Source organism: Phytobacter cepae, assembly GCF_054165735.1.
This window is the reverse complement of the sequence record NZ_CM135107.1, coordinates 2,851,514-2,863,560: the sequence shown is the minus strand read 5'-3', so window position 1 is coordinate 2,863,560 and position 12,047 is coordinate 2,851,514. Positions and strand designations below refer to the sequence as shown.

9 protein-coding genes, 2 tRNA genes and 4 other RNA genes are annotated in these 12,047 nt (G+C 49.4%); 5 read left to right on the top strand and 10 right to left on the bottom strand.

The window, feature by feature from the left end; translation table 11 throughout:
* Window positions 1–9 precede the first annotated feature (9 nt).
* Window positions 10–1,398 carry a Re/Si-specific NAD(P)(+) transhydrogenase subunit beta gene (gene pntB / locus ACUY4Q_RS13325; RefSeq protein ID WP_458043236.1) on the top strand — a complete coding sequence of 463 codons (1,389 nt, stop codon included), beginning with the start codon at window positions 10–12 and terminating at the stop codon, window positions 1,396–1,398.
* 40 nt (window positions 1,399–1,438) lie between these two features.
* Here the strand turns inward: pntB and ACUY4Q_RS13320 are convergent.
* From ACUY4Q_RS13320 to ACUY4Q_RS13285, 8 genes are all read right to left on the bottom strand, one after another.
* Window positions 1,439–1,556, bottom strand: a non-coding RNA gene (locus ACUY4Q_RS13320) — RtT sRNA.
* 47 nt (window positions 1,557–1,603) lie between these two features.
* Window positions 1,604–1,734, bottom strand: a non-coding RNA gene (locus ACUY4Q_RS13315) — RtT sRNA.
* A 47-nt stretch (window positions 1,735–1,781) separates the two neighbouring features.
* Window positions 1,782–1,912: non-coding RNA, RtT sRNA (locus ACUY4Q_RS13310), on the bottom strand.
* Between the two features lie 47 nt (window positions 1,913–1,959).
* Window positions 1,960–2,044 (bottom strand) — tRNA-Tyr (locus tag ACUY4Q_RS13305).
* A gap of 29 nt (window positions 2,045–2,073) precedes the next feature.
* Window positions 2,074–2,203: non-coding RNA, RtT sRNA (locus ACUY4Q_RS13300), on the bottom strand.
* A 43-nt stretch (window positions 2,204–2,246) separates the two neighbouring features.
* A tRNA-Tyr gene (locus ACUY4Q_RS13295) sits at window positions 2,247–2,331 on the bottom strand.
* A gap of 162 nt (window positions 2,332–2,493) precedes the next feature.
* Complete coding sequence (purU, locus tag ACUY4Q_RS13290; protein WP_458043235.1) at window positions 2,494–3,336, bottom strand: formyltetrahydrofolate deformylase; 843 nt, start codon at window positions 3,334–3,336, stop codon at window positions 2,494–2,496.
* A 48-nt stretch (window positions 3,337–3,384) separates the two neighbouring features.
* Window positions 3,385–3,843 (bottom strand): YchJ family protein, encoded by a 459-nt coding sequence (locus tag ACUY4Q_RS13285; protein WP_458043234.1) that lies wholly within the window; start codon window positions 3,841–3,843, stop codon window positions 3,385–3,387.
* A gap of 111 nt (window positions 3,844–3,954) precedes the next feature.
* Here ACUY4Q_RS13285 and rssA point away from each other — a divergent pair, with 111 nt between their 5' ends.
* The 3 genes from rssA to galU all read left to right on the top strand — a co-directional run bounded on the left by rssA (window position 3,955) and on the right by galU (window position 7,088).
* Complete coding sequence (gene rssA, locus ACUY4Q_RS13280) at window positions 3,955–4,872, top strand: patatin-like phospholipase RssA (RefSeq protein ID WP_458043233.1); 918 nt, start codon at window positions 3,955–3,957, stop codon at window positions 4,870–4,872.
* A 93-nt stretch (window positions 4,873–4,965) separates the two neighbouring features.
* The gene (rssB, locus tag ACUY4Q_RS13275) at window positions 4,966–5,979 is read left to right on the top strand and encodes a two-component system response regulator RssB (RefSeq protein WP_458043232.1); all 1,014 of its coding nucleotides are present in this window, start codon (window positions 4,966–4,968) and stop codon (window positions 5,977–5,979) included.
* A gap of 197 nt (window positions 5,980–6,176) precedes the next feature.
* On the top strand, window positions 6,177–7,088 hold the full coding sequence (gene galU, locus ACUY4Q_RS13270; protein ID WP_458043231.1) for a UTP--glucose-1-phosphate uridylyltransferase GalU: 912 nt from the start codon (window positions 6,177–6,179) through the stop codon (window positions 7,086–7,088).
* Between the two features lie 236 nt (window positions 7,089–7,324).
* Here the strand turns inward: galU and hns are convergent, their stop codons facing one another.
* Window positions 7,325–7,738, bottom strand: coding sequence for a histone-like nucleoid-structuring protein H-NS (gene hns / locus ACUY4Q_RS13265; protein WP_458043230.1), 414 nt, complete (start codon window positions 7,736–7,738; stop codon window positions 7,325–7,327).
* Between the two features lie 554 nt (window positions 7,739–8,292).
* On the opposite strand from hns, the gene tdk reads away from it, so the two are divergent.
* Window positions 8,293–8,907 (top strand): thymidine kinase, encoded by a 615-nt coding sequence (tdk, locus tag ACUY4Q_RS13260; RefSeq protein WP_458043229.1) that lies wholly within the window; start codon window positions 8,293–8,295, stop codon window positions 8,905–8,907.
* A gap of 88 nt (window positions 8,908–8,995) precedes the next feature.
* Here the strand turns inward: tdk and adhE are convergent, their stop codons facing one another.
* Window positions 8,996–11,668 carry a bifunctional acetaldehyde-CoA/alcohol dehydrogenase gene (adhE, locus tag ACUY4Q_RS13255; protein WP_458043228.1) on the bottom strand — a complete coding sequence of 891 codons (2,673 nt, stop codon included), beginning with the start codon at window positions 11,666–11,668 and terminating at the stop codon, window positions 8,996–8,998.
* Window positions 11,669–12,047: the final 379 nt, after the last annotated feature.

Below are 12,047 nucleotides of genomic sequence, written 5' to 3'. Positions count from 1 at the left end.
GGGTAGCAAATGTCTGGAGGATTAGTTACTGCTGCATACATTGTTGCTGCGATCCTGTTTATTTTCAGCCTGGCGGGCCTTTCAAAACATGAAACATCCCAGCAGGGTAACCGTTTCGGCGTAGCGGGGATGGCGATTGCGCTGATTGCCACCATCTTCGGCCCTGACACCGGTAATGTGGCCTGGATTTTGGTGGCAATGATTATTGGTGGCGCTATTGGCATTCGTCTGGCACGTAAAGTCGAAATGACGGAAATGCCGGAGTTGGTCGCTATTCTGCACAGCTTTGTCGGGCTGGCCGCGGTACTGGTAGGTTTTAACAGCTATCTGTACCACGAACCGGGCCTGGAACCCATTCTGGTCAATATTCATCTGACGGAAGTGTTCCTCGGCATCTTCATTGGTGCGGTCACCTTTACGGGTTCCGTTGTTGCCTTTGGTAAACTCTGCGGCAAAATTTCATCTAAACCGCTGATGTTGCCTAATCGCCACAAACTGAATCTGGCCGCGCTGGTTGTCTCTTTCCTGTTGCTGGTGGTGTTCGTCCGTACCGAAAGCGTTGGCTTGCAGGTTCTGGCGCTGTTGGTGATGACCGCGATTGCGCTGGTGTTCGGCTGGCATCTGGTGGCGTCCATTGGTGGTGCGGACATGCCGGTTGTGGTCTCTATGCTGAACTCCTACTCCGGTTGGGCGGCGGCGGCGGCGGGCTTCATGCTGAGCAATGACCTGCTGATTGTGACCGGTGCGCTGGTCGGCTCTTCAGGGGCGATTCTCTCTTACATCATGTGTAAGGCGATGAACCGTTCGTTCTTTAGCGTCATTGCCGGTGGTTTCGGTACCGATGGATCCTCTTCGGGCGCTTCTGAAGAGGTCGGTGAGCACCGCGAAATCAACGCAGAAGAGACAGCTGAAATGCTGAAAAACTCCCACTCGGTGATCATCACCCCAGGCTATGGCATGGCGGTGGCACAGGCGCAGTATCCGGTTGCTGAGATCACTGAGAAACTGCGTGCTCGTGGGATCAAAGTTCGCTTCGGTATTCACCCGGTTGCAGGGCGCTTGCCAGGCCACATGAACGTGCTATTGGCAGAAGCCAAGGTGCCGTATGACATCGTGCTGGAAATGGATGAGATCAACGATGATTTCTCTGATACCGATACGGTACTGGTTATTGGCGCGAACGATACGGTCAACCCGGCGGCGCAGGATGACCCGAGCAGCCCTATTGCCGGTATGCCTGTTCTTGAGGTCTGGAAAGCGCAGAACGTAATTGTGTTCAAGCGCTCTATGAACACCGGTTACGCAGGGGTTCAGAATCCGCTGTTCTTTAAAGAGAATACGCAGATGCTGTTTGGCGATGCCAAGGCAACGGTTGATGCGATTTTGAAAGCGTTGTAATCAGAGAATGATGATAAAAGCCGCCTGTAATGGGCGGTTTTTTTTGCCCGGAACAGTAGCGACTCGCCCTTCGGGTCGTTGCCTGCGGCAACGCTTTCTCGCTTTGCTCGAATCGAACCTTGGTCGAAGCTTCTCATCCTTCCCCGCATGGGCAGAATATAGGGTAAAGGAATTTGATTTTTGCTGAGGTACTGCAAAGAAGTGATGGTGGTGGGGGAAGGGTGACTCGTCGCGTAGCGACTCGCCCTTCGGGTCGTTGCCTGCGGCAACGCTTTCTCGCTTTGCTCGAATCGAACCTTGGTCGAAGCTTCTCATCCTTCCCCGCATGGGCAGAATATGGGGTAAACGAATTTGATTTTTGCTGAGGTAGTGCAAAGAAGTGATGGTGGTGGGGGAAGGATGACTCGTCGCGTAGCGACTCGCCCTTCGGGTCGTTGCCTGCGGCAACGCTTTCTCGCTTCGCTCGAATCGAACCTTGGTCGAAGCTTCTCATCCTTCCCCGCATGGGCAGAATATGAGGTAAAGGAATTTGATTTTTGCTGAGGTACTGCAAAGAAGTGATGGTGGTGGGGGAAGGATTCGAACCTTCGAAGTCGATGACGGCAGATTTACAGTCTGCTCCCTTTGGCCGCTCGGGAACCCCACCAGGGGTAATTCAAATTGTCTGAGGCAAGATGGTGGTGGGGGAAGGATTATTCGTCGCTTTGCTCCTCACCCTTCGGGCCGTTGCCTTTAGCAACGTTCTCGCTTTCGCTCGAGTCGAACCTTATTCGAAGGTTCTTACCCTTCCCAGTGAGTGCAAGCTTCTGCCTTACTCATTGGGTTTACTACATTGCTGTAGTGAATAATGGTGGTGGGGGAAGGATTCGAACCTTCGAAGTCGATGACGGCAGATTTACAGTCTGCTCCCTTTGGCCGCTCGGGAACCCCACCACGGGGTAATGCATGGTATTACTGGCCTGCTTCCGTATCAGGAAGCGGGGCGCATCATATCAAATGACGCGCCACTGTAAAGCATTCGTTTCGTAGAAATGAACCGTTTGCGTACTTTTCAGCCGTAACGTACTAAACCTAATCAATTCATTTCATTGGCGATTAAAGAATGATCGTTCTGTTACCGTAAACAAAGACGCGCTGCGCGAGTACCTGGTAAAGGGCACGACTTAAGACATTTTTTTCAACGTCACGTCCTGCACGCATCATATCTTCAGCCGTGTAAGTGTGATCAACGTGAATCACGTCCTGCATGATGATCGGACCTTCATCCAGATTATCATTCACATAGTGAGCCGTGGCGCCAATAATTTTTACGCCGCGCTCATAGGCCTGGTGGTAAGGGCGGGCACCAATAAAGGCAGGCAGGAAGGAGTGGTGAATGTTGATGATTTTGTTCGGGAAGCGAGACACGAAGCCAGGCGTCAGTACACGCATGTATTTGGCCAGGACTACATAGTCAGGCTGATGGGCCTCAATGGCTTGTGCCATCTGATTATCGTGCTCTTCGCGCGTTAAACCTTCATGGCTAACCAGCTCAAAGGGAATATCGAAACGCTCTACCAGGGTACGCAGCGTCTCATGGTTGCCGATGACGGCGGCGATGTCGATATCGAGGCCGCCATAGTTGGCCTTCATCAACAGGTCACCCAAACAATGAGCTTCTTTCGTTACCAGGATTACGACGCGGCGTTGGCCCGCAGGATTCAACTCGCGTACTGAACCTTCCGGTAACGCGCTATCGAGGTCGGCCAGTAATGTCGCATCATTAAAAATGCCCTCCAGCTCGGTACGCATGAAGAACCGCCCGGTGCGGTGATCCACAAACTCATTGTTCTGCACAATGTTCAGCTCGTGTTTGTAACAGATGTTGGTAATTCGCGCGATAAGACCTTTTTGGTCAGGGCAAATAGTGCGCAGTATTTTACGTTGTAATGAATGCATTGCCGGGTAAATCCTGTTGATTATGTTTGCTATGGGGTGACGCTGGGCTTACTGCCCGCAGCACTTCTTAAATTTCTTGTGCGATCCACACGGGCAGGGATCGTTGCGGCCAAACTCAGGCCGCTTGCCGTCAACATAGTACCATCGACCGTTCTTTTTTAAGAATCGGGAGCGTTCAATAATTGCACCTGATTTATTTTGCTCATTGAAACGCGCAACGAAACTGACGTAACCTTCATTCTCGTTTTTTCCAGGCGCTGTCTCGAAGAGGGTCAAACCCTGCCATTGCGTGTGTGCGAAACCTGATTCAATATCCGCGCGAAACGTAGCGGCCTCGCAGTCAGGATGCCAGGTATTAATCAGATAGTCTGCCTGCTTTAAGACAAAGGCTGTATAGCGAGAACGCATAAGATGTGATGGATCTGGCGCAACCTGTGTACCAGACAGATAAGGCTGACAACATAGGCTATACTCCACTGCGCTACCGCAGGGACAGAGTTGAGACACAATCGACTTCCTGAATAAAGAAAATGGCATCATAAGCCTGGGTAGCAATATGTTAACTGAGCTGTGGCGTTGTGGCTATGCCAGTCGCTCCGGGGGATAGAAATCCAGGTAATGAGAAGCATAAAAATTGGGCTGGCTTTAGGCGCAGGTTCTGCCAGAGGCTGGTCGCATATTGGTGTGATAAATGCGCTTCAACGTGCGGGTATAAAAATTGATATCGTGGCAGGGTGCTCCATTGGTTCACTGGTCGGCGCAGCGTATGCGTGTGGTAAATTACCAGAACTGGAGAAATGGGTTCGTTCGTTCAGCTACTGGGACGTGCTGAAGCTCATGGACGTATCCTGGCGACGCGGTGGTTTACTGCGTGGCGAGCGCGTTTTCAATCACTATCGACAAATACTTTCTGAATCCTCATTCACTGACTGTCAACTGAAATTTGGTGCGGTGGCAACTAACCTCAGTACCGGGCGCGAGCTCTGGTTTACGGAAGGGGATTTGCATCTCGCCATACGAGCCTCATGCAGCATGCCTGGCCTCATGGCCCCCGTAACACACAATGGCTACTGGTTGGTGGACGGTGCGGTCGTTAACCCGGTCCCTGTCTCTCTGACGCGTGCACTCGGTGCAGATATTGTTATTGCGGTTGATTTACAACATGATGCCCATCTTATGCAACAGGACCTGCTGTCTGTTAATCCGGCCGAAAATGAAGAGGATAGCGGTGAAAAGAACACTGCGCGTTTACAATGGCACGAACGTTTACGTGAACGCATCAGTACAATGACGACGCGTCGTACCGTTGTCGCACCGACAGCGATGGAAATCATGACAACGTCTATTCAGGTGCTTGAGAATCGTCTTAAACGTAATCGTATGGCTGGCGATCCTCCGGATATCCTCATCCAACCATTATGCCCGCAAATCTCAACGCTGGATTTTCATCGTGCAGAAGCAGCCATCAACGCCGGGCAATTGGCCGTTGAGAAAAAAATTGATGAGTTGTTACCACTCGTAAAGACGATGGTGTGAATATCCTCGTTTTATGTGACTTAAGTTTAATCTGACAGGCGATTATCGATAGAACATGCCACTATTTATTTATCGTTAGTCAGGGGAGAAAAGATGACGCAGCCGTTAGCAGGAAAACAGGTAATGATCGTAGAAGACGAGCCCGTCTTCCGTTCTCTGCTGGATTCCTGGCTTTCATCTCTGGGCGCGAATACGTTACTGGCAGAGGATGGGGTCGAGGCGCTGGAAATACTGAAAAGTGCTTCCCCGGATCTGATGATATGCGATATTGCGATGCCACGAATGAATGGTCTTAAGCTGGTTGAGCAAATGCGCAACCAGGGGCTCCAGTTGCCGATTTTGGTTATTTCCGCGACCGATAACATGGCGGATATTGCCAAGGCACTACGCCTTGGTGTGCAGGATGTATTGCTCAAACCGGTTAGAGATTTCAACCGCCTGAAAGAGACGGTCTTCGCCTGTATCTACCCCAACATGTTCAATTCTCGGGTTGAGGAAGAAGAACGCCTGTTTCAGGATTGGGACGCCCTTGTCGAAAATCCACAAGCCGCGGCCAAACTTCTACAAGAGTTACAACCACCGGTGCAGCAACAGATGTCAGGGTGCCGGGTAAATTATCGCCAGCTTGTTTCCGCTGACAAACCCGGGCTGGTTCTTGATATTGCCCCTATCTCTTCCAACGATCTGGCGTTTTATTGTCTGGATGTTACCCGTGCCGGAAATAATGGCGTTCTTGCCGCGTTATTACTTCGCGCATTGTTCAATGGACTGTTACAGGAACAATTGTCACATCAGCACCAGCGATTACCGGAAATGGGCAGCCTGCTTAAGCAGGTCAATCAGTTACTGCGCCAGGCCAATTTGCCCGGTCAGTTCCCCTTACTGGTTGGTTATTATCATAGCGAATTAAAAAACCTGATTTTAGTTTCGGCAGGACTTAATGCCACATTAAATACCAGTGAACACCAGATTCAGGTCAGTAGCGGTGTGCCATTAGGGACATTAGGCAATACTTATCTCAATCAATTAAGCCAGCATTGTGATGCATGGCAATGTCAGGTATGGGGTTCCGGCGGACGGTTACGCTTAATGTTGTCTGCGGAATGAGCAATCGAAACGTATTTTCCAGATACCTTTATCCCGGTGTTTCGGTGAGTGGTACTATCGCCACAGTTTTGCGTATTAGTCCTAATTAAACGCGACCGAGCCCTTTTCAGACCAGTGAGTCGTTGAGGTGCTGATATACTCAGTCGCGTGTAAATTCATGAACATGCTTAACGCGTGAACAGACCAGGAGATTTTCAATGGCTGCCTTAAATTCAAAAGTAACAAAAGCAGTTATCCCCGTCGCGGGATTGGGAACCAGGATGCTGCCAGCAACAAAAGCTATTCCGAAAGAAATGTTGCCGTTAGTTGATAAGCCATTAATTCAGTATGTCGTGAATGAGTGCATTGCAGCGGGTATTACCGAAATTGTGCTGGTTACCCACTCCTCAAAAAACTCCATCGAAAACCACTTCGATACCAGTTTTGAACTGGAAGCGATGCTTGAAAAACGTGTAAAACGTCAGCTTCTGGAAGAGGTTCAGTCAATCTGCCCTCCGCACGTAACCATTATGCAGGTACGCCAGGGGCTGGCTAAAGGCCTTGGCCATGCGGTTCTCTGCGCGCATCCGGTTGTGGGTAACGAGCCTGTCGCGGTTATCCTCCCGGACGTAATTCTGGACGAGTTTGAATCCGACCTCTCCCAGGACAACCTTGCCGAGATGATTAAGCGTTTTGATGAGACCGGAGCCAGCCAGATCATGGTTGAACCTGTCGCCGATGTGACGGCGTATGGTGTGGTTGACTGTAAAGGCGCGGAACTTAATCCTGGCGACAGCGTGCCAATGGTCGGTGTTGTTGAGAAGCCGAAGGCTGATGTTGCACCGTCTAACCTGGCCGTCGTAGGGCGTTATGTCTTAAGCGAAAATATCTGGCCACTGCTGGCAAAAACCCCTCCGGGAGCGGGTGATGAGATCCAGTTAACAGATGGTATTGATATGCTTATCGAGAAAGAGACCGTTGAAGCCTACCATATGAAAGGTAAGAGCCATGACTGCGGTAATAAACTCGGTTATATGCAGGCATTTGTAGAATACGGAATCCGCCATAATACGCTGGGCGAAGAATTCAAAACCTGGCTGGAAGGGCAGGTGGGCGTAACTAAAGCCTGAACGATGTAGTATCTGGAAAAGCCGGGTGTCAAACCCGGCTTTTTTATTGTCTTTATCCAGCCGGAACAATGTGATTCCACTCGCGGCGGATTTATCTTACTACGCCAATACGTACGGCCTTGCCAGTTTGAGCGAATTACATCACGCATGCATGATTATCATCAGGCATTGCAGATAATCACCGGGCTTAAGACAAAAAAAATCCCGCCAGAAGCGGGATTTTATAATGAATGCTATTACTCTTTGATCAGGAAGTCGTCCAGCTGTTTGCCGTTCTCATCCATGGCTTTTTTAATCACTGCCGGAGTACGGCCTTGGCCGGTCCAGGTTTTAGTTTCGCCATTCTCATCAACATAGCTATATTTAGCCGGGCGCGCAGCACGTTTTGCTTTAGTGCCGGTCTTAGCGGTAACCATGCTATTCAGCAATTCATTTGGGTCAATACCGTCAGCAATCAGCATTTCGCGGTATTGTTGCAGTTTACGGGTACGTTCTTCGATTTCAGCAGCTGCAGCGCTTTCTTCTTCACGACGTTCGTTAACGACAACTTCTAATTTTTCCAGCATTTCTTCGAGCGTTTCAAGGGTACATTCTCTTGCCTGTGCACGAAGAGTACGGATGTTGTTCAGAATTTTAAGTGCTTCGCTCATTTTTGTAATCTCAAACTTATATTGGGGTGGTTTGTTGGGCTAATAATAGAGCGTTAATTTGTCCAGTGCAATAGCTCGGAATGTAAGGAAATCAATTTTCCTCTTTATTTATCTCACTTCGAAAAAGCGCTAACTTAAATTTTTTGCCGGTTGTTGCACAAAACTTGCTTATACCAGCGGCATTAAGCCAGAGCCAGAAAGCGCATTTTATGGGTATCTTCAATGATTAATCTTATGCGAATTATTGTGGTGGTGGATAAATATCAACCTCGTTAATATGCCGCAAATAGCGGCTCTTGATATGTAAAACGTTAATAATTTCCGAAGCCTGGCGTAAAAATCTACGCCATAAAATAGCCTCACGTTACCCTTACTGACTTATTGAATGTTTCTTTGGCAGCAACAGGCGTGAGCAGGAAATAAGCCTCGCTTGTATTGCACGAAGCAACACGATCTGTTGTAACCCTCATGGCGTAAGGCCTTCGAAGTAGAAAGTTAAATTATGATACAATCCTTGCCAGGAATATCACACTTTGATTGAGGGTTGGCGGGCAATGGCGCAACTTTATTTCTATTACTCAGCAATGAATGCAGGGAAATCTACAGCGTTGCTGCAGTCTTCCTATAATTACCAGGAACGAGGCATGCGTACCCTCGTCTATACAGCAGAGATAGACGATCGATTTGGTGCGGGAAAGGTGAGCTCGCGAATCGGGTTATCTTCTCCGGCGAAGTTGTTTAATCAGGGTACTGACCTCAGAAAAGAGATTGGTGCTGAGCATTTGCGTGAGCCGATTCACTGCGTACTTATTGATGAAAGCCAGTTTCTGACACGTGAACAGGTTTACGCGCTCTCTGATGTCGTCGACGATCTCGATATTCCGGTCCTGTGTTATGGCCTGCGAACAGACTTCCGGGGAGAGCTTTTTACGGGCAGTCAGTATCTTCTCGCGCTGTCGGACAAATTGGTTGAGTTGAAAACAATCTGTTTTTGTGGACGTAAAGCAAGCATGGTTCTGCGCCTTGATCAGCAGGGACGTCCTTATAATGAAGGTGAACAGGTGGTCATCGGCGGTAATGAACGCTATGTTTCTGTCTGCCGTAAGCATTATAAAGAAGCCCTAACGGTAGGCTCATTGGCTGAAATCCAGGCTCGGGTGAGAGGGTGACGGTGCGGTGTTCGTAACCATTCAAAAGCAGTTTGCTTAGCAACAAAAAAACCCGCCATAAAGGCGGGTTTTATATTATCAATATACCTTAAACGGTTTTCTTCGCTTTTTTATCAGCTTTAACCACGTCGACTTTCACTTCTGCAACTTCACCTTCTTTGAACTCGCGTCCATAGAACGTATCCAGCAGGATTTGTTTCAGTTCAGAAATCAGCGGATAGCGTGGGTTAGCACCGGTACACTGGTCATCGAAAGCATCTTCAGAAAGTTTGTCGACATGTGCCAGGAAATCGGCTTCCTGCACGCCTGCCTCACGAATTGACTTAGGAATACCCAGCTCAGCTTTAATGCTGTCCAGCCACGCCAGCAGTTTCTCAATTTTCGCGGCAGTACGGTCACCAGGCGCTGTCAGCCCCAGATGGTCGGCAATCTCTGCATAGCGACGACGAGCCTGCGGACGGTCATACTGGCTGAATGCAGTCTGTTTAGTCGGGTTGTCATTCGCGTTATAGCGGATAACGTTACCAATCAGCAGGGCGTTAGCCAGACCGTGCGGAATGTGGAACTGAGAACCCAGTTTGTGGGCCATGGAGTGACACACACCCAGGAAGGCGTTAGCAAACGCGATACCGGCGATAGTAGCAGCACTGTGCACACGCTCACGAGCTACCGGGTTTTTAGAACCTTCATGGTAAGACGCTGGCAGGTTTTCTTTCAGCAGTTTCAGTGCCTGCAGAGCCTGACCGTCGGAGAACTCAGACGCCAGAACAGAGACATAAGCTTCCAGGGCGTGGGTTACCGCATCCAGGCCACCAAAGGCGCACAGGGATTTCGGCATATCCATGACCAGGTTAGCGTCGACAACTGCCATATCCGGGGTCAGCGCGTAGTCGGCCAACGGGTATTTCTGGCCCGTTGCATCGTCGGTCACCACGGCAAACGGTGTGACTTCTGAACCGGTACCGGAAGTGGTAGTGATTGCCACCATTTTGGCTTTCACACCCATTTTCGGGAACTTGTAGATACGTTTACGGATGTCCATAAAGCGCAGCGCCAGTTCCTCGAAGTGCGTTTCCGGGTGTTCGTACATCACCCACATAATTTTTGCTGCGTCCATCGGGGAACCGCCGCCCAGCGCGATGATCACGTCTGGTTTAAAGGAGTTGGCAAGCTCAGCACCTTTACGCACGACAGTCAGTGTCGGGTCCGCTTCGACTTCAAAGAAGACTTCAGTTTCAACGCCAGACGCTTTCAACACTGACGTAATTTGATCAGCATAACCATTGTTGAACAGGAAGCGGTCAGTCACGATCAGCGCGCGTTTGTGACCATCAGTAATCACTTCATCCAGCGCGATGGGCAGAGAGCCACGGCGGAAGTAGATAGATTTCGGAAGTTTATGCCACAACATGTTTTCAGCTCGCTTAGCAACGGTTTTCTTGTTGATCAGGTGCTTAGGACCAACGTTTTCAGAGATGGAGTTACCACCCCAGGAACCACAACCCAGAGTCAGGGAAGGTGCGAGTTTGAAGTTATAAAGGTCACCGATACCACCCTGCGACGCTGGGGTGTTAATCAGGATACGCGCGGTTTTCATCTCTGCGCCGAATTTCTGAACACGCGCTGGCTGGTTATCCTGGTCGGTATACAGACAGGAAGTGTGGCCGATACCGCCCATGGCAACCAGTTTTTCAGCTTTAACGACCGCGTCATCAAAATCTTTTGCACGATACATGGCGAGCGTCGGAGACAGTTTTTCGTGAGCAAACGGTTCGCTCTCATCTACGACGGTTACTTCGCCAATCAGAATCTTGGTAGAAGCAGGAACCGTAAAGCCTGCCAGTTCAGCGATTTTATACGCTGGCTGACCAACGATAGCGGCGTTCAGCGCGCCATTTTTCAGAATGATATCCTGAACAGCTTTCAGCTCTTTACCTTGTAACAGGTAGCCGCCATGGCTGGCGAAACGCTCGCGAACGGCGTCATAAACAGAATCAACAACGACGACAGACTGCTCGGATGCACAAATTACGCCGTTATCAAAGGTTTTTGACATCAGGACAGAGGCGACAGCACGTTTAATATCCGCTGTTTCATCAATCACTACCGGGGTATTACCAGCACCTACACCGATAGCGGGTTTACCGGAGCTATAAGCGGCTTTAACCATGCCTGGACCACCGGTCGCAAGGATCAGGTTGATGTCAGGGTGGTGCATCAGCGCGTTAGACAGCTCAACAGACGGTTGGTCAATCCAGCCAATCAAATCTTTAGGGGCACCTGCTGCGATGGCCGCTTGCAGAACGATATCTGCAGCTTTGTTGGTTGCATCTTTAGCACGCGGGTGTGGAGAGAAAATAATGGCATTGCGCGTTTTCAGACTGATCAGAGATTTGAAGATAGCCGTCGAGGTTGGGTTAGTTGTCGGAACAATACCGCAAATAATACCGATAGGTTCAGCGATGGTGATAGTACCAAAGGTGTCATCTTCGTCGAGGACGCCGCAGGTCTTCTCATCTTTGTAAGCGTTATAGATATATTCGGAAGCGAAGTGGTTTTTGATCACTTTATCTTCGACGATACCCATGCCGGATTCGGCAACGGCCATTTTGGCGAGAGGGATACGGGCATCGGCAGCAGCCAGGGCGGCGGCGCGGAAGATCTTGTCAACTTGTTCTTGAGTAAAGTTGGCATATTCACGCTGGGCTTTTTTAACGCGCTCTACGAGTGCGTTCAGTTCAGCGACATTAGTAACAGCCATAATGCTCTCCTGATAATGTTAAACTTTTCTAGTAAACCAGCTGATCGATACGACAGTATAGACAGGCTGGTTGCAGGTTGCGTAAATTACAGAAAAACAACAAGTTAACGCCTTTCCTGCCCCACTGATTTACTGGAAGAGTCTAAACAAAACATCGTTGATGCTGATGATTAGAGGACCCTGACGACGTAACCAAGAGTACTCACTTCTGAGTAGCGATTACGTGATCTAAATCAAGTTTCAGCGAAGCTGACACCTTTCAGCAGGCTGTTTTTGGGCATTTGTATCAAATGTTAATGATAAAAGGACGACGTCAGCTAAGATTATCATAATTAATACAAATGCATAACATACGCAAAAGTCTTGAGAGAAACGCTAT

What these genes read in the sequence shown, in the direction of transcription:
- rssA (WP_458043233.1), top strand. Translation starts at nt 3,955, where the DNA reads ATGAGAAGCATAAAAATTGGGCTGGCTTTAGGCGCAGGTTCTGCCAGA.
- tdk (WP_458043229.1), top strand. Translation starts at nt 8,293, where the DNA reads ATGGCGCAACTTTATTTCTATTACTCAGCAATGAATGCAGGGAAATCT.
- hns (WP_458043230.1), bottom strand. Translation starts at nt 7,738, where the DNA reads ATGAGCGAAGCACTTAAAATTCTGAACAACATCCGTACTCTTCGTGCA.
- galU (WP_458043231.1), top strand. Translation starts at nt 6,177, where the DNA reads ATGGCTGCCTTAAATTCAAAAGTAACAAAAGCAGTTATCCCCGTCGCG.
- purU (WP_458043235.1), bottom strand. Translation starts at nt 3,336, where the DNA reads ATGCATTCATTACAACGTAAAATACTGCGCACTATTTGCCCTGACCAA.
- rssB (WP_458043232.1), top strand. Translation starts at nt 4,966, where the DNA reads ATGACGCAGCCGTTAGCAGGAAAACAGGTAATGATCGTAGAAGACGAG.
- pntB (WP_458043236.1), top strand. Translation starts at nt 10, where the DNA reads ATGTCTGGAGGATTAGTTACTGCTGCATACATTGTTGCTGCGATCCTG.
- adhE (WP_458043228.1), bottom strand. Translation starts at nt 11,668, where the DNA reads ATGGCTGTTACTAATGTCGCTGAACTGAACGCACTCGTAGAGCGCGTT.